This window comes from Sphingobium sp. AP49 (assembly GCF_000281715.2).
Taxonomy (GTDB): Bacteria; Pseudomonadota; Alphaproteobacteria; order Sphingomonadales; family Sphingomonadaceae; genus Sphingobium.
Map to the genome: position 1 here is coordinate 2,891,422 of NZ_CP124576.1, position 23,574 is coordinate 2,914,995.

At 61.4% G+C, this 23,574-nt stretch carries 22 protein-coding genes; 15 read left to right on the forward strand and 7 right to left on the reverse strand.

The genetic code is table 11. From position 1 onward, the window contains the following. Positions 1-128 precede the first annotated feature (128 nt). A complete protein-coding gene (locus PMI04_RS13755; protein ID WP_007706235.1) occupies positions 129-434 on the forward strand; it encodes a conjugal transfer protein TraD in 306 nt (101 codons plus the stop codon). 22 nt (positions 435-456) lie between these two features. Next, on the forward strand, positions 457-687 hold the full coding sequence (locus PMI04_RS13760; protein WP_007706233.1) for a conjugal transfer protein TraD: 231 nt from the start codon (positions 457-459) through the stop codon (positions 685-687). Here PMI04_RS13760 and PMI04_RS13765 read toward each other — a convergent pair. Together PMI04_RS13765 and PMI04_RS13770 are read right to left on the reverse strand one after the other, a co-directional pair. Beyond that, a complete protein-coding gene (locus PMI04_RS13765) occupies positions 684-2,198 on the reverse strand; it encodes a hypothetical protein (protein ID WP_007706230.1) in 1,515 nt (504 codons plus the stop codon). The genes PMI04_RS13760 and PMI04_RS13765 overlap by 4 nt on opposite strands. Then, on the reverse strand, positions 2,195-2,809 hold the full coding sequence (locus PMI04_RS13770; protein ID WP_007706227.1) for a hypothetical protein: 615 nt from the start codon (positions 2,807-2,809) through the stop codon (positions 2,195-2,197). Before PMI04_RS13770 ends, PMI04_RS13765 begins: the two co-directional genes overlap by 4 nt. Positions 2,810-2,964: 155 nt before the next feature. On the opposite strand from PMI04_RS13770, the gene PMI04_RS13775 reads away from it, so the two are divergent. The 4 genes from PMI04_RS13775 (at position 2,965) to PMI04_RS13790 (ending at position 6,768) form a co-directional block, all read left to right on the forward strand. Further along, positions 2,965-3,222, forward strand: a complete 258-nt coding sequence (locus PMI04_RS13775) for a hypothetical protein (protein ID WP_007706222.1) — start codon at positions 2,965-2,967, stop codon at positions 3,220-3,222. Positions 3,223-3,637: 415 nt separating this feature from the next. Continuing rightward, complete coding sequence (locus PMI04_RS13780; protein ID WP_007706220.1) at positions 3,638-4,738, forward strand: DUF262 domain-containing protein; 1,101 nt, start codon at positions 3,638-3,640, stop codon at positions 4,736-4,738. Continuing rightward, positions 4,735-5,856, forward strand: a complete 1,122-nt coding sequence (locus tag PMI04_RS13785; protein ID WP_007706217.1) for a DUF3696 domain-containing protein — start codon at positions 4,735-4,737, stop codon at positions 5,854-5,856. Before PMI04_RS13780 ends, PMI04_RS13785 begins: the two co-directional genes overlap by 4 nt. A gap of 45 nt (positions 5,857-5,901) precedes the next feature. After that, complete coding sequence (locus PMI04_RS13790) at positions 5,902-6,768, forward strand: hypothetical protein (RefSeq protein WP_157178078.1); 867 nt, start codon at positions 5,902-5,904, stop codon at positions 6,766-6,768. Between the two features lie 394 nt (positions 6,769-7,162). On the opposite strand, the gene PMI04_RS13795 is transcribed toward PMI04_RS13790, so the two are convergent. Both PMI04_RS13795 and PMI04_RS13800 read right to left on the reverse strand, forming a co-directional pair. Further along, a complete protein-coding gene (locus PMI04_RS13795) occupies positions 7,163-7,468 on the reverse strand; it encodes a type II toxin-antitoxin system mRNA interferase toxin, RelE/StbE family (RefSeq protein WP_007706215.1) in 306 nt (101 codons plus the stop codon). After that, positions 7,465-7,770 carry a type II toxin-antitoxin system RelB/DinJ family antitoxin gene (locus PMI04_RS13800; RefSeq protein ID WP_007706214.1) on the reverse strand — a complete coding sequence of 102 codons (306 nt, stop codon included), beginning with the start codon at positions 7,768-7,770 and terminating at the stop codon, positions 7,465-7,467. The genes PMI04_RS13795 and PMI04_RS13800 overlap by 4 nt, the downstream gene beginning before the upstream one ends. A gap of 548 nt (positions 7,771-8,318) precedes the next feature. Here PMI04_RS13800 and PMI04_RS13805 point away from each other — a divergent pair. Together PMI04_RS13805 and PMI04_RS13810 are read left to right on the forward strand one after the other, a co-directional pair. After that, entirely contained in the window at positions 8,319-8,534 is a 216-nt protein-coding gene (locus PMI04_RS13805) for an AlpA family phage regulatory protein (protein ID WP_081490990.1), read from the forward strand. Continuing rightward, positions 8,531-8,725, forward strand: a complete 195-nt coding sequence (locus PMI04_RS13810; protein ID WP_007706212.1) for a helix-turn-helix domain-containing protein — start codon at positions 8,531-8,533, stop codon at positions 8,723-8,725. Before PMI04_RS13805 ends, PMI04_RS13810 begins: the two co-directional genes overlap by 4 nt. Here the strand turns inward: PMI04_RS13810 and PMI04_RS13815 are convergent. Next, the gene (locus PMI04_RS13815) at positions 8,700-9,914 is read right to left on the reverse strand and encodes a site-specific integrase (protein WP_037485537.1); all 1,215 of its coding nucleotides are present in this window, start codon (positions 9,912-9,914) and stop codon (positions 8,700-8,702) included. The two genes, PMI04_RS13810 and PMI04_RS13815, sit on opposite strands and share 26 nt — an antisense overlap. Positions 9,915-10,421: 507 nt before the next feature. Between PMI04_RS13815 and rlmJ the strand changes: the two genes are divergently transcribed. The 5 genes from rlmJ (at position 10,422) to PMI04_RS13840 (ending at position 17,990) form a co-directional block, all read left to right on the forward strand. Next, positions 10,422-11,252, forward strand: a complete 831-nt coding sequence (gene rlmJ, locus PMI04_RS13820; protein ID WP_007706204.1) for a 23S rRNA (adenine(2030)-N(6))-methyltransferase RlmJ — start codon at positions 10,422-10,424, stop codon at positions 11,250-11,252. A 420-nt stretch (positions 11,253-11,672) separates the two neighbouring features. After that, positions 11,673-13,784, forward strand: a complete 2,112-nt coding sequence (locus PMI04_RS13825) for a TonB-dependent receptor plug domain-containing protein (RefSeq protein ID WP_007706195.1) — start codon at positions 11,673-11,675, stop codon at positions 13,782-13,784. A gap of 313 nt (positions 13,785-14,097) precedes the next feature. Beyond that, positions 14,098-14,406 (forward strand): PadR family transcriptional regulator, encoded by a 309-nt coding sequence (locus tag PMI04_RS13830; protein WP_052028034.1) that lies wholly within the window; start codon positions 14,098-14,100, stop codon positions 14,404-14,406. A 251-nt stretch (positions 14,407-14,657) separates the two neighbouring features. Further along, on the forward strand, positions 14,658-15,581 hold the full coding sequence (locus PMI04_RS13835) for a hypothetical protein (RefSeq protein WP_037485562.1): 924 nt from the start codon (positions 14,658-14,660) through the stop codon (positions 15,579-15,581). 276 nt (positions 15,582-15,857) lie between these two features. Then, positions 15,858-17,990 carry a TonB-dependent siderophore receptor gene (locus PMI04_RS13840; protein ID WP_007706186.1) on the forward strand — a complete coding sequence of 711 codons (2,133 nt, stop codon included), beginning with the start codon at positions 15,858-15,860 and terminating at the stop codon, positions 17,988-17,990. A gap of 123 nt (positions 17,991-18,113) precedes the next feature. Here PMI04_RS13840 and PMI04_RS13845 read toward each other — a convergent pair whose 3' ends face one another. Further along, a complete protein-coding gene (locus tag PMI04_RS13845) occupies positions 18,114-19,514 on the reverse strand; it encodes a HAMP domain-containing sensor histidine kinase (protein WP_007706183.1) in 1,401 nt (466 codons plus the stop codon). Further along, the gene (locus tag PMI04_RS13850; RefSeq protein WP_007706180.1) at positions 19,511-20,230 is read right to left on the reverse strand and encodes a response regulator transcription factor; all 720 of its coding nucleotides are present in this window, start codon (positions 20,228-20,230) and stop codon (positions 19,511-19,513) included. Before PMI04_RS13850 ends, PMI04_RS13845 begins: the two co-directional genes overlap by 4 nt. A 180-nt stretch (positions 20,231-20,410) precedes the next feature. Between PMI04_RS13850 and PMI04_RS13855 the strand changes: the two genes are divergently transcribed. Both PMI04_RS13855 and PMI04_RS13860 read left to right on the forward strand, forming a co-directional pair. Further along, positions 20,411-20,998 carry a type IV toxin-antitoxin system AbiEi family antitoxin domain-containing protein gene (locus PMI04_RS13855; protein WP_007706177.1) on the forward strand — a complete coding sequence of 196 codons (588 nt, stop codon included), beginning with the start codon at positions 20,411-20,413 and terminating at the stop codon, positions 20,996-20,998. A 60-nt stretch (positions 20,999-21,058) separates the two neighbouring features. Next, positions 21,059-23,527: a TonB-dependent receptor gene (locus PMI04_RS13860; RefSeq protein WP_007706174.1), complete on the forward strand. Its 2,469-nt coding sequence runs from the start codon at positions 21,059-21,061 to the stop codon at positions 23,525-23,527. The last annotated feature ends 47 nt before the right edge of the window (positions 23,528-23,574 follow it).

Below are 23,574 nucleotides of genomic sequence, written 5' to 3' on the forward strand. Positions count from 1 at the left end.
ATAAGCGCGCCCTTCTCGAAAATTTCTCGGACGGGACTAGGCGGTGTCAGGCTGTCCCGGCGACTCTACTGCACACCGGGCGGGATCATCTTATCATAGCGCCATCGTCACTCAATGGAGACTTTGCGATGCGTAAACCCCGTGATTTTGATTCGGAACTTAAAGCCCTGGCTGACAAGGCGAGGCAACTCAGGGAACGGCGCGTGAGGCAGCTTGGCGAACTGGTGACAGCGACCGGGGCCGATGCGCTCGACGTGGACGTGCTGGCCGGGGCGCTGCTTCATGCCACTACGGTGAAAGACGCCGCGACAAAGGAGGGCTGGCGCAAGACAGGCTCGGTCTTCTTTCTCGGCAAAGGCGGCAAGCCTGCGGGCGGACCTTCTGGCCAGCAGAGCGGCACTCTCCCGCTCGGCGACGGCGCAACATCGGCTTGAGGCTCGGAAGGCGCGAACCGACATGCGGGACTGGGCCATCGCACGCCGCGAACGCACGCGGCATTTGATCGAATTGGGCGGGCTGGTCGTCAAGGCCGGGCTGGTCGATCTGACCCATGATGACCGGGCAACGATCTACGGCGCGTTCCTCACGGTTGCCGACCGGCTGCGCGGGGACGAGCGTACTAATGCGCTTGCCCTGTGGAAGCGCAAGGGCAAGCGGGCCTTCGAGGCGGAACAGGGCGACGGTTAGCGCGAAACCGACAAGCGCACATTGCCGCCCGGTTCTGCCTGATACTCGACCATCGCCGCTATGGGTGGGCTGCTCTTGTCGCAATAGCGCACGGTGATGACGCTCTCCCGGATCGCGGGACATAGGCTGGAGCCATAGAGAATGTCCGCCAGCGCGTCGAAGGTCGTCGCCTTGGCGCGATAGGCACCGGTCCACCGCACCGTCCAAATGTCTTCATTGGCCTTGACTCGGTAGCCCGCCCTTTGCGCAACGTCCATGACCGCGCCAAGCACCGTGTCCGCGCGCACGTCGAAGTCCAGCACGGCGGAGAGGTCAGCGGGTTTGGAACGGACGGCCTGCGCTGAACTTAAACGCCATAGCGTTGCCTCCGCGCCAGCCATGAAGAAGCACAGGCAGACAATCGCCAAGGGCAGATGGTCAACCCAGCGCATGAACCGGTCGGAGCGCCAGAACCGGCGAACGGGAAAAAGCGGATTCCATCGGCCTTGTAGCGGGGCGACATGTCGCACGATCCGCCATGTCCGTTGCAGCATGTTTGCGCGACCAGCAGGCTTGGAAAGCGCTACCGCCGTTGTCGGCCCTGCGGGTGGCGGGAGCATCGGCGCTGGCAGACTCACGGCAAGCGAAGCCTGATGATCCGCGCAGGCAAACGCGGCCCGTTCCTGCAATATCTTCACCCGCGCGAACGCCCATGACAACTCCTCGCCCGAGATGCGGTAGGATCGCGCATAGCGCGCTTCGACATAGGCGCGGCGAATGCAGCCGAACGCGCGCCGCCCGAACCGGCTGTCGCGCGGCCATGCCGAACATAGGCGCGGGTCCAGCGCTTCCGCCGCCTCGCGCAGTTCATCCAGCGCATGGGTGCGCGGCGCGTGCAGGCTGATCGAACGCAGGACGCACAGATAGAAATGCTCGCACGCCTGATGCAACAGCAGCGCCGCCATCGGCGCATCGCCCCGGTTCCGATAGAAAGCCGCGCCAGCCAGAAATCCGGTGCCGCGCTTATGCCATCGGATAAACTCCACCGCACCCTGGATGACCCGTTCCCGCGCCGGAAGGCGACGCGGCTCTTTCAGCCGGAAGCCCTGCATCTGGTAGAGTGCGATTCCCTGTTCGGCGATGGTGACGAAATGCGGGACGCCTTCGACAAGAGCACCGTTGATCCGCTCAAGGCTTTCCACGCTCAGCCGCACCGGGCGGGTAATTTCGCCATGCTCCCACGCGCGACGAAGACGGTCACGTACCAGCCGCCAGTCGCGTTCGCTGCGTGCAAGGCGGGGATAATTGACGATCGCCAGCAGGCGGAACGCTTCCCCCGGCGCGACATTTTCCCACTCTTTCTCGGCGTGCGGCCCATGCATGATCAGGCTGAGAATGCGGCCTGCCCGGAAATGTTCGGAACATCGGCCCTTGGTCGTTTCCTCGAACGCCTCGAACAGGATTGTGGCGACGTGAAGAAGTTCCTCACGGATCGGCGCGGGCAGATGGTCGGCATCGGTGCGCAATATCATGACCGCGCCTCCTGTAAGCGGCGCTGGCAACCCCTGGGGCGCGGGTGGCCGGTCAAGTCATGCACGCGATCTACCAAGGCACGCAAAAGGGGTGTGATCGTGGCGGGAATGAAGCCGCCCGTGCGGGGCCGGTCTTCCTCCCACTCATGATAATGATAGCCCCATTTCCAATAGGGCGAGAGAACCGCAGCCAGCCGCTCCATGTCGGGGCAGTTGTGACCGAAGCCGCACGCATTGGCGTAGGCCAGCGCCTTGGCGATGTCCTGCTTGATGTGGCTGGCGTTCCACGCATCGGCAAAGCCCATGTCGAGCAGGTAGGCACACAGCGCCTGCTGGGTCACGAAACCGGCCTGATGCAGCGCTTCTTTTGTACGTCGCGGATCGATGAAGAAATCCGCTTCCAGCGTGGTCATCCAGCGTTCCGCATTTTGATAGCGGAAGCGGCTTATGCTCCGGCCATCTTTCGTCCGCTCAAGTGTCGCGGGCTCGTCGTTGTAGCGTTGGTGAAGCGCCGCCAGTACGCCCTCCCAAGGAGACGCAATTGCCGAGGCGGCGACCGGCGCGATAGCTAATCCGCGCAGCAGGGCGCGGCGGGATTTGGAGACAAGCATGTGCACCTCCGTTCCGCATCCATCGCAAGGCGGCGAGATATGACGGGCGGACACGGAACGGTCCCGACACTCTCACATGATTCGCGATGCCGGTCGCGCAATAGCTTTCCGAGAAAGCCCTTGCGCCATATACGCCATCGTTTAATCAATAAACGATGGCGTATATTGAAATAAACGATGGCGTCAATGGGTTTGATTTGGAAATTCCCATTGGACCCGATAGCGACAGGTCGATGGGACGCCCGCCACTTGGAATGAAGCCGACGACGATCAGGCTAACTACCGACACGATCCGTCGTATCGAGTCGCTCGTCGGCAACCGAAGGCTCGCCCTGTTCATTCGCGAGGCTGTGGAGAACGAGCTAAAGCGCCGCGAAAATCCGGAAGCGCTCCAAGGTCAGGGCAACCCCTGACGGAAAGCACTTTTGCGGCGGTTGTCATACGCCCGGCCGATCCGAAAGGGATTGATTGTTGAGCACGGCCAGCGGTGGCGTATCCACTCGGTGGGGATTTTCACAGCATCAGCCCCAGAGTGCGCGGCTAGCGACCGAAATTAATGCTTTTCCGATTGTCGAGTCTGCGCCAATTCTGGTGATTAAGCGTCGCCGCAGGGACTGCCCAGAATCTGGTGATGGCGCTTTGTCGCGGACAGGTGCTGGCCCGCCGCATAGCTAAATCCCAAAGTGGGCTGGGTGTATCGCTGTCCGCGCAGATGCTTGGCCTACTGTCGCTAAAACGTGATGACGAGCGGCCGCATGCTTGCTACTGCCTGCACAATAGTCTTATCGGCGTGGCAAGGGGCCTTTGTGCCGGTGTCTTGGAGTGACAATGGCGACGTCGGCGGACCGAGAATTGATTGAAGGCCTGCAGACTGAACGCCTTCCGGACGAGATGTCCGCCTATCCGCTGGACGACATCATGGTCCGCAAGGATACGCGTGGCGTGGGCGATGTCGTCAAGCGGATAGAGGCGGGTCGTTACTCCATGAACCCCGACTTCCAGCGCGACTTCGTCTGGAAGCCGGACAAGCAGTCGAAGCTTATCGAAAGCTGTGTAATGCGCATCCCCCTTCCGGTGCTCTACGTCGCCGAAGGAGAGGATGGGCGGATCACCGTGGTCGACGGGTTGCAGCGATTGAGCACCTTCCAAGCATTTCTTACCAATAAGCTCAAGCTGACCGGCTTGGGCAAAGATCATCCGCTCGAGGGCAAGCGGTACAACGATCTTCCGATTAACCTCCAAGAGCGAATCGAGGACACGCAACTCACGCTATACATTCTCGACAAGGACGCCCCAGAGGCCGCCCGGCTCGACATCTTTGACCGGGTCAACAGCGGAATTCCGCTCAGCCGCCAGCAAATGCGCAACGCGCTCTACAACGGCCCGGCGACGCGGTGGCTCGCTGCCATGGCGACCGATCCCTTATTTCTCTCGGCGACGGGCGAGACGTTGTCGCGCGAGACTATGCGTGACCGTGAGGCAATCAACCGCTTCGCTGCGTTTAACCTGCTCGGTTGGGAAAGCTATAATGGTGATATGGATCTCCACCTGGCAAAGGCGTTGTCGGCACTGAACGCGGCTGGACCGGACGCTATCGATCAGGCTACTCGTGAATTCCGGGGTAGCATGAAGCGTAACGAGGAGCTGTTCGGTCGGCACGCGTTCCGCAAGTCGCTCGCCGAGCGACGCGAGGATGCCTCCCGGTCGGTAATCAACATCTCGATGTTCGATACCTTCGCCTGCTGCCTTGCCCGCATATCCGACGAAGCTCTCCGCCGCAGCGAAGCGAATATCGTCGAGAGCATCGTCGAACTGATGAGCTTCGAACGCTTCAACAACGCGGTCACATATTCTACAAACAGCACAGTCCAGGTACGCACCCGTTACACAATGATGACTGAGGCGCTTCAGCCTTGGATGACGGCATGATCAACGCCGTACATATCGAGCGCTTCAAGTGCTTCGACGCGTTCACGCTCGACCTCGCCCAGCTGACCCTGCTGACCGGCTACAACGGCGCAGGCAAATCGAGTTCGATTCAGCCGCTGCTACTTCTTTCGCAGGCTCTGCGTGAGCCACCGCTTGGCCTGGTGCTGCCCCTTAACGGGCCGCTCGTCAGGCTCGGCGGCGCTAGCGATGTAGCGTCGACCCGGACGGGCGGCACAGTTCGTATTGGCGTATCCACGCCGGAAGACGAGAGCGCGTTCTGGGTGTTCGAGCACGAACGCGAACTCGGCCGGCATGAGCTCAGCCTGCGCCATAGCCATTTCTCGTTCGAGGACGGCGATGAACCCCGTTGGCTACCCGATGCTCGACATCGCAGCCTGTTGGAGCGCATGCGCGAGGTCATCTTTCTCGGCGCGATCCGCGATCCCTTTGGTGAGGGACAACCCTATCCTGACAACCCGTCCGCCATCGTCGGTGACGTCGGTGTCGATGGGCGGTACGCCGCTTACTGGTTCGTACGCCAAGCGGACGAGGAGGTGCCGGGAGAGCGGCGCCATCCCTCTGACCCCCGGGTGACCGTGCGCGCCCAGGTTGACGCTTGGCTCGCCGAACTTTTCCCCGGCGCCAGTGTGAATGCTGAGGAAATCGAAGGTCTCGCCCTTGCGAAGACGAGTTTCAGGCTTGGCCGCTCGTCCGACTGGCGACGCCCGGCGAACGTTGGCTATGGTCTCAGCTACGCCTTTCCCATTCTAGTCGCGTTGCTCTGTGCGAAGCCCGGGCAGGTCTTCATTGTCGACAGCCCCGAAGCGCATCTCCACCCTCGCGCGCAGTCGGTGATGGGGCGCCTCTTGGCCCGCTTCGCGGCGGCGGGCATCCAGATTATCGTCGAAAGCCATAGCGATCACCTTCTCTCCGGCATCCGCTTGGCGGTGCGAGAGGAACTGTTGCAATCGGAGGAAGTCGCCGTGCATTTTTTCACAAGCTGCGGCACATCGGGAGACGAGCAGACGCGCATCGCCATCGGCGAGGATGGGAGCGTGGCTGACTGGCCAGCGGGCTTCTTCGACCAAGCGATAAACGACTTGATTGGATTATCGTGAGTGGCACGGGGATACCTTAATAGCCTGAGCTTCCCGGCCACTGATGTGAAGTCTGGCCTCGAGCTTCTTTCGGAGCTTCGGGAGGGCATCGCACGGCTCATAAAGGCTGAGGTGATTGCGCCGCCTGTGATGTGCGCACTCCGGGCTTCGCAACTACCCCTCTCGCCAGACTATGTGACCTTGCCCCACGCGGCGAAGACGCACGGCGCGCAGTTCCGAGATACGATCCTGTTCTTTCTTACCGCGCTCGATCAGAGGTCGCCGGTTCATGTTGCCCTCCCGCCCGAAGATCAGGAGGAAGCCCGACCGAGCGTAGTTGACGACGCCGAGTGCGACTTTGATCCCGAAGCGGCCACGGTTCTGGTCTCCTGTGCACTCGACGATGGCGTGCTCCTAAGTCTGGGCTCCAGTGATCGGTGGCGCACGCCAGATATCGAGGTCAGGATGCTGACGGCCAGCGCGGAAACGGAACGCCAGGTTAAAGTTTGCAACGTGCATAACGCGCCCACCGCCGACGCCGCACATGAACGCCGCGCTACGGCGATGGCCGCGCATCGGTTTGAAAACTGGGAGCACCTGACTGGAGACGCTCGACGCGCGCCGCAGCTTGACGACTGGTTCGCCGAATGTCGCACGCGTCCCGGTTTAGAACAGGTTGTGATGCGATCGCTTGCGCTAGCCAGGGCGCAAGGATGGCTCCCGGACGGCGACCTTGTGAAGAAACTGAACGCCAAGTCCTCGTCTCCGGTATTCGAGGTTCGCGCATGGTACAACGGCAGCAACAACGTCCGAGTTCTTTTCGGGCGAACTGCGGCCGGCTCCGTCGCGGTTGGCTTTGGCGGAACCAAGACTTCGCCGGATTGGTACGATAACGCCATACCGCAGGCGGATCGCTTCATATCCGAGCGCTAACAACGCGATAGCTGGCTGACAGCGACTTAGTTGCAGCCCGCTGCGCGCCGTCGCCGTCCCATACTGCTATCATGGCGGAGCGGCCAGCGTTGCGACACCGGCATAACGGCTATCTGGGTGGCCTACTTTGCCCTTGCCGTCCTGCGATATTTTAATGTTTTCCGCTTCGCAGAATGAGAATAGGAGCGCAACTTCGGTGCCTAATTCCTATGAATGAATGACGGAAGTCTGGGGAGGCGTTGAACGTCGCCTTCTGGTTGAAGACTGACGGATAGACATGCTGATCTGCTGCGCGGGGCCAGCCGGACGATTGATGGCAGCTAGCTGCGATTACCCACCGGTAACCGGACAGACTGAAATCGTCCATCATGTACCGACGTGGGCATCTGGCAGCTTACTCCGGCTCGAATTCCGGGGGAACGTCGTGGGGCCACATGCGCGCGCCATGGATTACGCGAAGGACGCGCACGGTATCCCCAATGATCTGGTAAGGTGCGATATAGGGCGTGTGCGCGATCACCAATTCGCGCGTGCCTTCGATCCGGCCCGGACGCCCGCTATTCGGGAAATCTTTGAGGCGCTGGGCTGCTGCCTCGATCCGATCGTCCACATCGGCGGCGGCTTGCGGATTATCCTCGGCAATCCAAATGAATATCGCCAGACGATCAGTCGTCGCCCGATTTGACCAAGCGAGTTTCATTGCACCGGCTTGATGCCCTTTCGAGCATTCGCGCGAAGCTCAGCAAACCGCGCGGAAACCTCGGCGTCGTTAATGTCAGGCCGATCGTCGTCCAGCGCCTCCTGCACCCGCGCCCGGAACCACTGGTCATAAGCTTGCCGCTCTACCAGCAACTCCATGGGGGCAACGCCCTCGCGCGCGGTGCGGGTCAGAAGGATGCGCACGGCGTCTGATACCGTAAGCCCCATCCGCTCGAACACGGCGGAGGCGCGGTCCTTTACGTCCGAATCGATGCGTGTCTGAATCAGGGCATTATTGGCCATGGGATCACTCCTTGGGCTCATGTGTAATGCAATCGCATGACAATTGTCATCAGGAAACGGCAGTCGCGGTGTTACAAGTGCCACCAAAATGTGCAAATCGGCACTGAAATGCCGAAAGCGGCAGTGTAGTGCCTACTTCAGGAACTTCATTTCCTATCCACTTGCACACTCGGAAAAACCGAGACAGCATACTCACCGGAGGCATAGCACAAGACGGCTTGGCGGGTCGTCAACAAGAGGTCCGCCATGGCGTACGACTCGAACAGGTCGATTGCTATCATTTCAGGGGCGAAGCGCCCGCTGCTTGCCCTTGCAAGGCACCGCCCTGCTCTCTCCGGGCAAAAGGCGACCGCCTCTTGCCGCCTGGGGCCACCGATGATCCGCTATCGCCGCCACATGCGCGAAATCTCCGCTGATCCCCGACATTTGCCGCCGTAGGCCCCCCACAACCCTATGCGCGCCGATTGCCCCTTGCGGGCTGAGGGACGGCCCGCATTGTTCACTCTCATGGGGGAAAGGCATAACTGGCGCACCTATGGAATAAGTCGATGTCCAACTCTGATCGTATCATTCGATTGAAGACCGTTCTGGCCCGCACCGGGCTTTCCCGTTCAACCCTTTACCGCAAGATCGCGGACGGGACGTTTCCCGCTCAAATCAGAATCAGCGTCCATGGCGCCGGCTGGCGGGAGTCGTCCGTCGAACGCTGGATGGCCGATCCTGTCAGCTATCGCGAGCAACAGGCTGGGAGCCATTCCCAATGACCGCGCTCCAGCCCCCCGATCCAATCTGCGTCCGCGTCAATGAAGCGGCGCGCATGATCGGCGTCGGTCGCACCAAGCTCTATGAACTGATCGCGGCTGGCGAGGTTGAAACGGTGAAGCTTGGCAGGGCAACCCGTATCACCACCGCCAGCCTGCACGATTTGGTCAGGCGGCAACGCGGCGCACTGTAGGGTCGGACGCCGTTCCTGCGGCGTCCTTCACCTTGCCGTTCTGTGTCTCTGTGCGGTCGAGATACTCGGCCCAACGCGCCATGAGGCTGCGCCGCTTGTCGAAAAAATCGGTGCGGCGATAAGCGGCTTCAACCTTGTTAGGCAGCTTGTGCGCCAGTGCCTTGTCGGCAACCTCCTTCGGAAAGCGCGTCCGTTCGGCTGCCCAATCGGTAAAGGATGAACGAAAGCCATGGACCGTAATTCCTGCGATCCCATCATCTCGCAACAGCTTGGTCATGGTTACGTCGCTGATCGGCTTCTCGCCATTATGTGAGAACACAAGCCCGGTGTCGCTGGTGCGCTCCTTCCAACGCTTGCGCAGCAACGCAACGACAGGCGCGGAAAGCGGCACAATATGGGCTTCCCGCGCCTTCATGCGCTCGCCGGGAATGCTCCAGATGCCATTATCAAGGTCGAACTCGGACCACACCGCAAAGCGCGTCTCATTCGACCGCACAGCGTTGTAGATAGTAAAGCGCAAGGCATCGCGCCCGGTTGTGGGCGAAGCTCCCGCGAGCTTCTGCATGAGCGCCGGGACTTCGGCATAGGACATGGCTTCCATATGACCGCGCTTGTCGTTCTGGCGGGGAAGCCCCTTCCGAACGGAGCGGAGTGATACTTCCTCCGGCACCCATCCCTTGACGTGCGCAAAATCCAGAACGACGCTGATGCGCTGGAGGATGCGGCGGGCGGTTTCCGGTATTTCGAGCCAGATTGACGCAAGCGCCTCGACCACGCAGGCGCTGTCCACCTGGTCTACCGGCTTCTTGCCGATTTTAGGGAAGACGTGCTTTTCGAAGCTCGACAGCCACTTCACATGATGCCCACCTTTCCAGCCTTCACGCAGCGTCTCATGGCAATTTCGAGTCGCGGCTTCGAAGTTGGGCACGATCTTTCGCGCCTTCCGACGCTCGGCGACTGGATCGAAGCCCTCTCGAACACGGCGGCGTAACGCTGTTGCTGCTTCGCGTGCCTCGGCTAGCGATACGTCCAACGCTGATCCCAGCCCGTAGTCACGGCGTTGCCCGTTTCTCTGCATTCGCAGAACCCATGTCCGCGCCCCGCTGTCCTTCACGAGCAAGCAAAGACCTCTGCTATCGGTATGCCGTCCGGGCTTCGCGTTCTTCACTTTCAAAGTTGTCAGCGCCATCGGGTTTGGTTCCCTGTTAGGGAATTTTTCGCCTCGGTTCCCACATTATGAGGCCAAAAATCGTCCCACTTTCGTTCCCACATTTCGATGTGGATTCAGGCAAATGAGGGCGACCGACCGCGAACATACTGCAATATAAATCGCTAATTTTACAGTGGACTTGGGGACGCTCTGAACCTGCCTGATACGAAAGTTTTAGCGCCTCCTCCGCTACCATTTCAAAGACATCGAAATGCTCGCGCAGTCGTCGCTTTTCAGCGATTTACAAGCGAAGCCGAGCATGATGTCGAGATCGTCCGCACATCGGTAAACCGGACTGAATAGGCCTGATTTGGCTCCGGCTGGACGGGATAAGGTTTCCGCCCGTCCCTAGGCGAGCACCGAATGGGCTGCTTCAATCGCCCCGCGCTCGGTTTGTGTGCCCAACAATATCGGCGCGGCCATAACTTCGCTTTGCAGAATGTCCGGCTGCTCGTCTAAAGGCAGGCCGTCAGGATCTGAGTCACAATGAATTATCGCCATTCCTTCCATGCGGGCAATAGCGCCGATGTCGTCAAGCACAGCCTCCTGATCGCCTTGGTGCGGGCCTTGCAGCACAAGCCGGGCGCACTCACTCTGATCGACACCCATGCCGGCTGCGGCCTGTACGACCTTGGCGGCGACGATGCCCAACGCACCGGCGAAGCGACCCAAGGCGTGCTGCGGGCCTTTGCCGACGCGAACCCCTTGCTGGACGACTACCGCGCCGCCGTGCAGGCGGTGAATGTGGGGGACGAACCACGTCTTTACCCCGGCTCGCCGCAGTTTCTGGCACAGCTTTTGCGCCCGCAGGATTGCCTGATCCTCAACGAAAAGCACCCGCAAGACGCTTACACCCTGCGCGGCGTGATGCGGGGCACCAACGCGGCCGTACATGAACGCGACGCCTACGAACTATGGCTGGCCTTGGTACCGCCCCGCACCGCGCGCGGCGTGGTGGTGGTCGACCCGCCCTACGAGCAGACGGACGAACGCGCGCGCATCACCGCCACCCTCGCCGCCGCTTACCGCAAATGGGCGCATGGCGTGACGGTTATCTGGTTTCCGCTGAAAGACCACGCCACGCATTGGCATTGGAAGAAGCAGCTGCGCAAGCTCGGCATCCCGAAATTGCTGTGCGTGGAGCATTGGCTATATGATAGCGAGCAACCCGGCATCTATAATGGCGCGGGCCTCTTTATCGTCAATCCGCCCTACGCTTTCACGCAGGCACTGCCACCCCTGTTGGAGGGTTTGCGCACGGCGTTAGCGCCCGAAGGGCATAAGGGCGAGATACTATCCGGTTGGTTGGGCGATTAAGATAAACCCTTCACCCCGAGGGGGATTGCCGCGCTTCAGACGATGGCGCCTATACGCCCGCTGGCGACGACCTCGACCATATGATCCTGTTCGCCCACAATGGCGACTGGGGGCGTCGATGAGCCCAGTGAGCAGCGATAAGGGCTGATGAACGAACCGTACGATGGTCGACGCCCTGCGCAAGGGGGCGGTGGCGCATGGGCCTGAACCGAGACGTGGCAATCCAGCGGCGGGCTTCGACTACGTTTGTCGTCGTCACGATGTTGTTCGTCGATCAACGGGTGTGATGGGCCGAGAACAGGGCCAGCAGCAAGAACATTGAACCCGGCGTGGCTCAAGGCAGGCGCGGCCGTTCGGTTCGCAAAGGAAATCAGGGGGAGCGTGCGCCTGCCAGCATAAGGCAGCGGCACGAAGAGGGGAATGCAGATCAAGATTCACGCAACAGCGGTCGCCATCGGGGTGGCGCTGGCTTCATCGGCAGTTCGCGCGCAGGATATCACCGCGCCTGGCGATGAAACGCTGCCGACCATCGTCGAAAATCCGGCCGCCAACCGACCGGCCGAACGCGCCGTCTATACGCCGGCCGACTTCCAGCGCTTTGCCCCGCGCAATGCCTGGGACATGCTGTCGCGGGTGCCGGGCTTTGCAATCAAGGAAAGCCAGGAACGGCGCGGTCTTGGCCAGGCGACCAGCAATGTGCTGTTCAACGGCGCGCGCCCCTCCAACAAGTCGGACGATCTGGAAACCCAGCTCACCCGAATCCCAGCCGCCAATGTCGAGCGCATCGAGATTGTCGATGGCGCCAGCCTGGACATACCGGGGCTGAGCGGCCAGGTGGCCAATCTGACCTACAAGGCCAGCCGCACGTCGGGCCAGTTCGAGTGGCGCCCGGTGATGCGGGCGCATTTCGCCGATGAACTTTATACCCGAGGCAATGTCTCGGTCAGCGGCAGTACGGGCGCGCTGCAATATGAGGTCGCGCTCAACAATGACGAAGCGCGGCGCAGTGCCGCCGGCGGCCAGACGGTGATCCGGGGGCGCAGCGGCGATGCGATCGAGCGGCGCGACGATGTATGGACGTCGAACCATGATGCACCGAAGATTTCGGGACAGTTCACCTGGGACGGACCGGGCAGTTCGATCGCTCATTTCGGTGCGAGCTATCAGCAGATCTGGCATCATTATCGAGAAAGCAGCGAACGGACCGGTTCGCCCACCTATCCCGACCGTCTGCGCCGGATCAGCGAGGATAATGACAGCTGGAATTATCAGTTCAGCGGCGATTTTGAGTTTGCCGCCGGACCCGGCCGCCTCAAGCTGATCGGCCTCGAACGGCGCAGCCATGAGCCCTATTCCTCGGAAGTGATCGACTATCCGCTGGATGGCAGCGCCGCGAGCGGTGATCGCTACGCGCAACTGGGCAAGCTGGAGGAGACGATCGCACGCGGCGAATATAGCTGGAAGATGCTGGGCGGCGACTGGCAGCTGGCGGCAGAGGCGGCCTATAATTCGCTCGACAATATCGCCTCGCTCGGCACGTTCGATCCGGTCGAGGGCGGTTTCACGTCGCAGCCTTTCGCCGAGGCAAGCGGCGGGGTGAAAGAAGATCGTTATGAGGCTATCCTCAGCTTCGGGCGTCCGCTGGCCAAGTCGCTGTCGCTGCAGATCGCGCTGGGCGCCGAACATTCCCGAATCGCCCAGACCGGTCCAGGCGGGATCACCCGCGTTTTCGACCGGCCCAAGGGGTCGATATCTCTGGCATGGAAGCCGACCAACAGCTTCGATCTTTCGGCCAAGTTGGAGAGGCGCGTGCTGCAGCTCGACTTCTATGATTTTCTGGCACGCGCCTTTCTGGACGATAATAACCAGAATGCCAGCAATGCAGACCTGCGGCCGCAGCAGGATTGGTCATGGACTGCCGAGATGAACAAGCGGCTGGGTCGATGGGGCTCGACCAAGCTGGAGTTCATCTATCGCGACGTCCAGGACCGGGTCGACATCATCCCCGTCGGCGCGACCGGCGAAGCGGTGGGCAATATCGACAAGGCATGGGCCTGGGCGATCGTGTCGACCAATACGCTCAACTTCGATCCGCTGGGCTGGAAGGGCGCGCGGCTCGACACCTCGATCGTCTACCAGACGTCGGGGCTGAAAGATCCCTTCACCGGGCAGACACGCAACTGGAGCGACTTCGTCGATTGGGAGTTTGAAGGCGACTTCCGCTATGATGTGCCCGCCACCAACTGGGCGACCGGTGTTTCCGCATCCTATATGCACCAGCAGGCGGGCTATCGCCGCAACCAAGTCGACCGTATCTGGGAAGGCCCGGTCTTCGCCTCAGCCTTTATCGAGAACAAGAATGTGATGGGCCTGACCATGCGCTTCACGGTCGGCAATATGCTGAACGCCCGTTCGCGTCGGGAACGCACCATCTATGAAGGCGTGCGGGGAGCGTCGCCAATCCTGTCGACCGAAAGCCGCGACCGCCTGATCGGGCCGACCTTCACCTATATGGTCAAGGGAACGTTCTGATCGGGGCCGGTCCGTCGTCGACGAACTATTATGCGGGCTGCAATATGCGACTTGTCTGGCAAGATCGCTCGCCAGAAAGCGGGCGTGGATGCGTCATTAGCCATGGCGCGAGCCCCCCTTTTGGATTCGGCACGCAAACTTGGATCGGTTTCCCAATCATCCCGATGTCGGCAACGGCATGAACCTGAGCCGATGTCTTTTACATTGCGCCGAGACGTACTTCACAGGGCAAAGGTCGCAGTCAGGCACCAAATTCTCCCATGCTCTCAAAATAGCGCTTGACGATAAATCTATATAGCTAGATTTATCGCACATGTCTCGATCACGTGCACTCTCACCTCATGCTCGGATGGTCCTCGCCATATTGCTCGACGCCGACCGCCAATGGTCTCACGGCTATGAGTTGGTGCAGCGCGCGGAGGTGAAATCCGGTACACTTTATCCGCTCCTCATCCGCCTGGAGGCACAGGGCTATCTCGAAGCGGAATGGCAGCAGCCGGTTGAATCTGGCCGTCCTCCACGGCATGCCTATCGGCTGACGGCGAGCGGCGTGGCGCTTGCCCGCGCCAACCCGCCCGGCCAGACGACGAGGGTCTTGCGACACCGGCAGGCGACCATATGAGTGCCGGCCTTCGCCGCAGCCTCATCGATCTGGCCTGTCGTGCGCTGCAAGCCGCGCTGCCTACCTCGTTGCAGTCGTGGGCATGGGCTGTCCGTTACGAGGCGGCTGCCATCCCGGGCGACACCAAAGCCCTCTTATTCACGCTTGGCAGTCTATGCGGGCTCATGCCTCGTGCGGTCGCGTCGCGCCTTCTCCGCCCCTTCGCCTCGCTTGCTGGTGACAATTTCCCGTTTCCGGAAGGATCGTCCATCATGAATATCCTGGACGCCACGATAAGTCGGCCCCGTATTCTCGGTATCCTCTGCGCGATCAGCGCCGTCTTGCTCGGCATTGCTTATATGGCAATCGCCGGCGCGCCGATGCGCTATCCCGGGGTGAACGTCGGCGCATTATGTATTGGCCTGGCGATATTGGCACTGCCCGACTTTATTATTGCGGCGGGTCAGCGATGGACGGACGGAGCGAACATCGCGATGGCGGGCGCGCTGTTGGTGACAGCCCTTCTCGGCGTCGAGGTCGATGGAGCAGCGCGCTGGGTCTTTCTCGGCGGACTGGCCATTCAGCCGAGCCTGATCCTAATGCCTGTGATGCTCGTTGCCTTCTCGCGAAACCGTAGCGTGCTGGCGACTACCAGCATCGTCACCGCCGCCGTTGCGATGGCGCTTCAACCCGACCGGGCGATGGCCGGAATGCTCACACTTTGCCTAGGCGCGCTCGCGGTCATGCGCCCCGACAGACATGTTGGCGTGGCCCTCGCCGCCAGCGTCACCAGCTTCGCGGCAACACTGGTTCGTGCCGATACGCTACCGGCCGTCCCCTTTGTCGACCAGATCCTCTACTCGTCCTTCAACGTTCATGCCGTCGCTGGCCTGGCGGTGTTGTGCGGCATGGCGCTTCTTCTCGTCCCGGCGATCATTGGCTGGAACCGGGATGGGACCGACCGCACGATCTACGTTGCCTTCGGCGCCGTCTGGTTCGCTGCGATCTTGGCGGCTGCCTTAGGCAATTATCCGACACCGGTCGTCGGCTATGGCGGCAGCGCCATTATCGGCTATGTATTGAGCCTGCTGGCGCTGCCGAGATTGTCCGATGCCCATGCTGGGCCTGCGGGGTCTAGTTGTGGTACAATGAATGGGCCTCCCTCCAACACGCATCTTTTCATCGCGCTGGGCTGATTGCATGGTTGCGCCCGCCGTTGGCGGGTGGCTGTTCCTGAGAAGCGCAAATCGACGGCTGAATGGCGACAAAAGGGCAGAAAATCTGCCTTGGGCGTTGGCCGCGTCATGGCGTTGACCGCCTCTTTTTCGCCCCCTGCCCGCGGCTGTGAACCGGAATGATGCAGGGGCGCGCCCATATCCCATCACTATCAGGCCCGCCCTATATTGCTAATAATTCGCAATAAATGTAAGCGCGCGTTTCGTTGAAATTGATTGCAACAGAGGAACCGCCCCATGCCCGCCATCCGCTCGCTCGCCCTTTGCGGCGCCGCGCTTGTAGCCCTGTCCAGCGCGACCACTTACGCAGCGGAGCAGGCGCCTGACGCCGGTGCGAATAGTCCATCTATCGGCGATGAAGACCAGATCGTCGTCACCGCAGCCAATGCGGGTACGAAGACGGACACGCCGCTCATCCAATTGCCTCAGCCGATCAAGGTCATAACCTCGGAGCAATATCTCTCGCAGGGTGCGATCAGCATCAGCGACACGGTCAAATATGCGGCCGGAGTTCTCGCCAATCCCTATGGCCGTGATACCCGTGTCGATGGCTTCAACGTGCGCGGCATTGACGCCCTGCAGTTCCGGGACGGCATGCGCGACATTTTTTCCTATTATGCCAGCATCACGTCCGATCCTTATAATTTCGAGCGTGTCGAAATTGTCCGTGGTCCTGCCTCGGTGCTTTTTGGCCAGGGATCGATCGGCGGCCTCGTGAACCTGGTTTCCAAGACACCGGATTTCCAGACCCGTGGCGAAGCCAGCCTGGTCTATGGCAGCTTTGACCGCAAGGAAGCGTTGGGCGACGTCAACATCGCGCTGACCGACAATCTGGCGATCCGCGCCGTGGGCCGCGTCCGCAATGCCGACACCTATGTCGACCATGTTCCTGACGACCGCGTGATGTTCGCGCCTTCGATCCGCTGGCAGCCGACGCCCGACACCGACATCGTGCTAACCGGCCTCTATCAGGAGGACGACACCGGTTCGACCTCGCAATTCCTGCCGATCGTCGGCACTTTCCGGCCTAATGAGGCCAACCCTTCTGGGCGCCTCGACCAATATGCCTTCGTCGGCAAGCCGGGCTGGGACCGCTATAATGGTCGGTCGCTCCAGGGTGGCGGCTCCGTCACCCATAGCTTCTCGGACAATATCCGGCTCAGCCTCAAGGCCCGCTATATCGACAGCGACCTGCAATATTTCACGCATTATGCCGACAGCTACAGCTATCCGACCGATCCGTTTTCGGTCTACGGCACCGACGGCCGGACCATCGGCCTCTATGCGGATGCAAGCGATGCGAAGATGAACGTCTTCTCGACCGACAACAACCTCCAGTTCACCTTCCATACCGGGCCTAATATCGAGCATAAGCTGCTCGTGGGCCTGGATTACAGCTGGAACAAGGTCGGCAAGCGCTATGCAAGCGGGTTCGAGATCATCGACCTTTACGACATCGATCAAGATGCCCTGCAGACCTACGATCCCACCGGCCCGTTCGACTATCAATCGCAAAAGCAGCTGGGCGTCTACGTCCAGGATCAGATCCGCTTCTATGACCGGGTGTCGGTCGTGCTGGGCGCCCGCCGCGATCATGTTACCGGCTCGTCCGGGCAGGAGGACAATGCCACCACCTTCCGCGCCGGCATCATCGGAGAAATCGGCGCCGGCATCTCCCCCTTCTTCAGCTATACCGAGAGCTTCCTGCCGATCGCAGGCGCCATCACCAATGCCGATGGCAGCATGGGCGACCCGTATAAACCGCAGACCGGCACCCAGTTCGAAGCTGGCGTGAAGTGGCAGCCGGAACGCAACACGCTGGTCACGGTGACAGCCTTTCATATCAAGGAACGCAACCGCGTCCTCTATCTGGCCAGCGGAGCCACGACCCAATCCGGCGAACTCACCACCAAGGGCTTCGAGATTGAGGCAAGCCATACCCTACCCGGCAATTTCGAGCTGCTGGCCAATTATGGCTACAGCAAGCTGCGTTCCGAGGTGAATACCAGTCTCGACTATATGCCGCGCCATACCGCGTCGCTCTGGTCCACCAAGAGCTTCGGCTTGGCGGGCGGTGCGCAACTGCGGTTGGGCGCGGGCGTGGTGTATAGCGGCAAGAGCAAGTCCACCGGCCTTATCGATCCCTATGGCCTCAATCCGGACATCGCCGCCGGCGCGCTCTATACGATCGTGACGCCATCCCGCACGACCGTCGACGGCCTGGCGGAAATCAACTGGCAGAATTGGCGGTTCGCGCTCAACGCCACCAATCTGCTCAACAACAAATATTATGCGTCCTGCCTGGCACGCGGCGATTGTTTCATGGGCGCCCCGCGCAATGTCATGGGCACAGTCGGCTATCGGTTCTGATCCCCCGGGCTTCGTCAAATCCCGCCCACCCGCAGATCGGGCGCGCGGGATTTGACACCCACGCATATCGACAGATGCCCCTGAGCACCACGCGATCATAACCCGGGCGATGCCTGCCGGTCCTCACCCCTCTCCAGTGAATGGCTGATGATCGATCGGGAACTGGATGAGGAAGCGCAGTCCCGGCGTTGAGGATTCGGCCCTTATCCGGCCATGATGGGCATGGACAATCGCGCGCACCATGCTGAGCCCAAGTCCATGCCCCCCCTTGGAACGGCTGGGATCCAGCCGGACCAGTCGCTCGAATATTGTCTCCAGATCCTTTGTCGGGACCCCCTTGCCATCATCCGCCACCGTGAGGATCGCCTGTCCCGCGTCATGCCGGAGAGATACGCTTGCGCCCGCGCCGTTGCCCGCATGGGCCAGGACATTTTCCAAAAGATTGGCGATCGCCCGCTTGAGCAGTTGCGCGTCCCCGCGGATCGCCACTGGTTGCAGATCGGCCGAAAGGATACGTCCATCATCGTCAAAGGCGGGCCGATAGGCATCGGTCACATCGCCGACAATCTCGGCCAATGGCAGACTGACAAAGCGTTTGCGCGCCGCAAAGCCGCGCACTTCCGAAACCCCGAGAAGTCCCGCAAAAAGATCAAGGAGCGCGTCGATATCGACAATCGCCTGCTCGACGGCCTGGCCCGCCGCCAGATCGGTCGTATCGCGTGCCAGCCGCTCCATATCCTGCCTTATGCGCCCCAATGGCGTCCGCATATCATGCGCCAGATCACTCGAGACTTGGCGCAGCGAACTCATAAGCTCTTCGATCCGCCCCAGCATCTGGTTCAGTATCGCCGAAATTCGGTCGAACTCGCTGCCCGACCCGTCAACGGGTACGCGACGGGCATAGTCGCCCTCGATGATCCCCTGGGCGGTACCGCTGATCAGCACCAGACGTCGGCGAACCAGCCTGCCAAAAGCAATGGTGCTGAGCGTCCCGGTCAGCAAGATCACGCCCAGCCCCATCAGGACGACGAAGAGAATGCGATCATCGGCGCGATGCAAGGCCGATCGATCGGCAGCGATCACCAATTGCCCGCCATCCGGTAACCGGCGGCTGAGCGCCTGCGCCTCTCCCTTGGATCCGTCGGGATGGCGAATGGGCAGGAACTCGCTCCAGCCATCCGGCGGCATATCCGGTATCAGCCGGCCGGCAATCCGTCGCCCGGTGGCGTCCGCCAGAGCATAGAGCATCATGCGTCCGTCGCTGCCGGTGTCCGCAAGATATCCGGTTCCGCCGGTGGCCGCCCCGTCACGGCCCCGTACGACTTGCGCGAGTTGGGCAGCGCCGTTCGACGCATGGAAATCCAGCAGGGCGTCCATCTCGCGCTCGATCCGGTGATCCATCTGCGCCTCGATCTCGTGATGCGAGATCAGGATAGCGGCCGCGCCCAGAATAAGGATGACCAGTCCCGACACCGCTGCCGACAGGATCGAAAGTCCCTTTATCGTGCGCGGAAGCAGGATCATCGTCCGCCGCTCATGATCATATAACCTGCCCCCCTGATCGTCCGGATGGGATCATCACGCCCGCCGTCGTTCAGCTTGGTCCGCAGGCGGCTCATATGCGTTTCGACGATGTTGGTCTTGGGATCGAAGCCGAAATTCCAGACGCGATCGAGCAGCATGGTGCGTGTCACCGGACGGTCCACGTTCCGCAGGAGAAATTCCAGCAGGCTGAATTCGCGGGGTTGCAGATCGATGAGGCGATCGCCGCGTCGCACCGTCCGCTTAAGCAGATCCATCTCTATATCGGCCACCCGCAACAGCGCCTGAAAATCACTGCGATCGCCAGGTGGCGGCCGACGTGCCAGCGCACCGAGGCGCGCAGTAAGTTCGGCAAAGGCGAACGGCTTGATCAGATAATCGTCGGCACCGCCCTCCAGCCCTGCCACCCGATCCTCGATCCCGGCCATGGCCGACAAAATGATGGCCGGCGATTGGCAGCCTGCTTCGCGCGCCAATTGCAGCATGGTGAGGCCATCGAGCCCGGGCACCATCCGGTCGAGAATGAGAATGTCGAAACTCTCGCCCAGCGTCCGCGCCAGCGCCGCCTTCCCGTCGCTTTCCGCCACAACGCGATGGCCCAGTTCCTTCAGCCCCCGGCTCAGATAGTCCCGGGTGTCGCGATCGTCTTCCAGCAGCAATATTCGCATCGCATCCAACCGTTCATGCGTTCCCTCCATGGCGCAAGCATCCCCCTGATGATCATTGGGGTTTCTATACGATTTCCCAATGTTGCCCGATTTGATGGACCTGCGAGCGCCTATCAGTAAACAGGCCGCATCTGCGAGTCATTATTATTAGCGATCGCATCAACCGCTCTCAAGAGCGGCTCGCATGTCTGGATGGTGGAGGTCAGGGTCATGAAATTCACGCGCCTTGTGGCCCGTCGTACAGCACAGGAACGCCAGGTCATCGCCGCCTTGCGCGGCAGTTTGCCTGCACGGCTTGCCACAGTTCGCGGCGCGCAAGCCGATTTCCTGGGACTGGCCGGCAAGGCGGTCCACCAAGGCCTGCTATGCTTTGCCCCACAATCGCCTTTCGTCAGCGACGGCGAGATCGCACTCCTAGATCTGCTCGGCAACGCACAGCGGCAATATCCGCATCAGCCGGGGCTGGCCCTGCCTGACGATCCGGACCTGCTGTTGCGTTGTGCGCTGCTCCTGCGCGACGCCGGCCTTTGGCTGCCACAGGTGCAGCCGGCGGCATCCAGAAATCCGGCCGCCGTCCGCCACCCTGCTGGCGGACATGCCGGCCAGGGCGGCCTGGCACGTGCGCGCGCTCTTTCTCTGGCCCGTTCGCGGCAAGTCGCCAGCACCGGCGATTTCATCAGCATCGGTATCTCCCGCCAATATGTCAGTCGCATGTGCAAGGAGGGCCACCTCCAGCGCGTCCGGCACGGCTGGTACCGCGCCACGCCGGCCGCCGGCGATAGCCCGGCCAACCCATAATCTTCACTGCGGGACTGGAATGATCCGGCCCGCCCATCACGCCAGAAAAGGGGCCTATCCGTGAACCTGAATGACACGCGCGATCGCGCGTCCACCGCTACCAGCTTCCTCGCACTGAGTTGCGTCGGCCTGTTTGCCACCGCTGCGCCCGCCATCGCCCAGTCGACCCAGCCATCCACGGGGACGGACGGGCAGAAGCTGGGCGGTGTCGTCGTCACCGACACGGCGATCGACGAGGAAGGCTATAAGGTCGACAAGGCGGACTCGCCCAAATTCACCGCGCCGCTGGTCAATACGCCGCGCTCGGTAACCGTCATTCCCTCGCAGCTCATTCATGATACGGCGTCGGCTTCGTTGACCGAAGCGCTGCGTACCGTGCCCGGCATCACCCTGGGCGCAGGTGAAGGCGGCAACCCGCTGGGCGACCGCCCCTTCATCCGTGGCTTCGACAGCCAGGCCAGCACCTATCTGGATGGCGTACGCGACATCGGCGCGCAGAGCCGCGAAGTCTTCGCGGTCGAGCAAATCGAGGTGGTCAAGGGTTCGGACAGTTCGATGGGCGGTCGCGGCAGCGCCGGCGGCTCGATCAACCTGGTATCCAAGGCGCCCAAGGCCGATCGTTTCATCGCCGCCAGCGGCAGCCTGGGCAATGCCGACTATAAGCGCGCGACGATCGACATCAACCAGCCGATCAACGATTTCGTCGGCCTGCGCCTCAACGCCATGTGGCATGACCAGGACGTCGCCGGCCGCGATGCGATCTGGTCGAAGCGCTGGGGCGTGGCACCGTCGCTGAAGCTGGGCCTCGACGGCCCGACCAGCCTGACCATCGGCTATTATCATCTCCACACCGAAGAGCTGCCGGATTCGGGTATTCCCTATCTCTACACCATCGGCAACGCGCCGGCGGGCGTGACCGAAACCGGCCCGGCGCAGGATTTCACCACGATCGGTGGCAAGCAGATCAGCGTGCCGCGCGGCGCCTATTATGGCCTTGAGGATCGCGATTTCCGCGACACCGATGTCGACAATTTCACCATCCGTGCCGAACATGATTTCGGCGGCGTGACGCTGCGCAACACGACCCGCTACGGCCGCAGCACCCAGGGCTATGTCTGGACCCAGCCGGACGACCAGCAGGGCAATGTCTATGGCACCAACGCCGCCAATCCGGCGACCGCAGGCGGCCTGGTGTGGCGCCGTACCAACACCCGCTATTCCAAGACCGACGGCCTGCTCAACCAGACCGACCTGTTCGGCGAATTCGACGTTGGCGGGATCAAGAACAGCTTCTCGGCCTCGCTGGAATTCAGCCAGGAAAAGGCGGCAAACGGCACCTATGTCTCGAACGCGGCCACCGGCGCGGCGATCGCCAGCGGCTCCACGATCAGCCCGCGCTGCTCGACCGCGATGATCGCGCGCTATAACTGCACCAGCGTCGACAATCCCAACCCCAGCGATCCCTGGATCAGCTATGCCAGCGATACATCGACCGTGACGGCCGATATCGTACGCAGCGCGCCCAAGACCTGGACCCTGTCAAAGACCACGACGCAGGCGGCCTCCTTCTTCGACACGATCACCATCACCGATCAGTTGCTGATCAACCTGGGCGGCCGTTTCGACCGCTACAAGACCAGCGTCAGCCCGGGTCTGGCGGCGACCTCGACCGCCAACCGTGCTTATTATGAGCGCGAGGATGACCTGTGGAACTATCAGGCCGGCATCATCTTCAAGCCGACCGAGAATAGCAGCCTCTATGCCTCGGCCTCCAGCTCCGCGACGCCGCCGGGCGCCTTCCTGGCCAATGGCAGCGAGGGCAATGCGCTCAACACCACATCGCAAGCACTGACCGACGCACTGAAGGTCGAAAAGACCAAGTCCTACGAGATCGGCGCCAAGGCCAATCTGTTTGGCGACGCGCTGTCGCTGACCCTGGCCGCTTTCCGCACCGAGACCAAGAATGCCCGCGCCACCAATGACGCCGGTTCCGTCGCCTATATCGGTGAGCGGCTGATCAAGGGTATCGAATTCGGCTTCAACGGCAATATCACGCCGGAATGGAATGTCTTCGGCGGCTATACCTATATGGACTCGGAGATCGTGGACGGCGGGTCGACCGTCACCACCGTCAACGGCGTGTCGATCGCCGCGCCGAGCGTGAACACGGGCAAGCAATTCCCCAACACGCCCAAGCACAGCCTGACCGCCTTCACCAATTACAAGATCACCCCCGCCCTCACCCTGGGCGGCGGCGCGATCTACATGGCGAAGGTCTATGGCGGCTATTCCGACACTCGCACCATCAGCAACGGCGCGGTCGTCATCACCAAGGAACTGGCCCGCATGGTGCCCAGCTACTGGCGCTTCGACGGCAACGCATCCTATGCGTTCAGCGATGCGGTGAGCCTGCAGGTCAACGTCAACAACGTCTTCAACAAGCGTTATTATGACAAGGCCTATGCTGCCCATTATGCCAGCCAGGCGGCTGGTCGCACCGCGATCGCGACGCTCAACGTCAAATATTGATCCTGCCGGCTTCGCCAGCAGGCTAGACATGGCCCGTCCCGCAAGGG

Bases quoted from the DNA above. Each gene is read 5' to 3' on its own strand.
- PMI04_RS13805 (WP_081490990.1), top strand. From the start codon at position 8,319: ATGTCCAACTCTGATCGTATCATTCGATTGAAGACCGTTCTGGCCCGC.
- PMI04_RS13795 (WP_007706215.1), bottom strand. From the start codon at position 7,468: ATGAAACTCGCTTGGTCAAATCGGGCGACGACTGATCGTCTGGCGATA.
- PMI04_RS13765 (WP_007706230.1), bottom strand. From the start codon at position 2,198: ATGATATTGCGCACCGATGCCGACCATCTGCCCGCGCCGATCCGTGAG.
- PMI04_RS13850 (WP_007706180.1), bottom strand. From the start codon at position 20,230: ATGGAGGGAACGCATGAACGGTTGGATGCGATGCGAATATTGCTGCTG.
- PMI04_RS13845 (WP_007706183.1), bottom strand. From the start codon at position 19,514: ATGATCCTGCTTCCGCGCACGATAAAGGGACTTTCGATCCTGTCGGCA.
- PMI04_RS13775 (WP_007706222.1), top strand. From the start codon at position 2,965: ATGGCGTATATTGAAATAAACGATGGCGTCAATGGGTTTGATTTGGAA.
- PMI04_RS13780 (WP_007706220.1), top strand. From the start codon at position 3,638: ATGGCGACGTCGGCGGACCGAGAATTGATTGAAGGCCTGCAGACTGAA.
- rlmJ (WP_007706204.1), top strand. From the start codon at position 10,422: ATGAATTATCGCCATTCCTTCCATGCGGGCAATAGCGCCGATGTCGTC.
- PMI04_RS13825 (WP_007706195.1), top strand. From the start codon at position 11,673: ATGCAGATCAAGATTCACGCAACAGCGGTCGCCATCGGGGTGGCGCTG.
- PMI04_RS13760 (WP_007706233.1), top strand. From the start codon at position 457: ATGCGGGACTGGGCCATCGCACGCCGCGAACGCACGCGGCATTTGATC.
- PMI04_RS13770 (WP_007706227.1), bottom strand. From the start codon at position 2,809: ATGCTTGTCTCCAAATCCCGCCGCGCCCTGCTGCGCGGATTAGCTATC.
- PMI04_RS13815 (WP_037485537.1), bottom strand. From the start codon at position 9,914: ATGGCGCTGACAACTTTGAAAGTGAAGAACGCGAAGCCCGGACGGCAT.
- PMI04_RS13755 (WP_007706235.1), top strand. From the start codon at position 129: ATGCGTAAACCCCGTGATTTTGATTCGGAACTTAAAGCCCTGGCTGAC.
- PMI04_RS13835 (WP_037485562.1), top strand. From the start codon at position 14,658: ATGAATATCCTGGACGCCACGATAAGTCGGCCCCGTATTCTCGGTATC.
- PMI04_RS13840 (WP_007706186.1), top strand. From the start codon at position 15,858: ATGCCCGCCATCCGCTCGCTCGCCCTTTGCGGCGCCGCGCTTGTAGCC.
- PMI04_RS13855 (WP_007706177.1), top strand. From the start codon at position 20,411: ATGAAATTCACGCGCCTTGTGGCCCGTCGTACAGCACAGGAACGCCAG.
- PMI04_RS13830 (WP_052028034.1), top strand. From the start codon at position 14,098: ATGTCTCGATCACGTGCACTCTCACCTCATGCTCGGATGGTCCTCGCC.
- PMI04_RS13810 (WP_007706212.1), top strand. From the start codon at position 8,531: ATGACCGCGCTCCAGCCCCCCGATCCAATCTGCGTCCGCGTCAATGAA.
- PMI04_RS13800 (WP_007706214.1), bottom strand. From the start codon at position 7,770: ATGGCCAATAATGCCCTGATTCAGACACGCATCGATTCGGACGTAAAG.
- PMI04_RS13785 (WP_007706217.1), top strand. From the start codon at position 4,735: ATGATCAACGCCGTACATATCGAGCGCTTCAAGTGCTTCGACGCGTTC.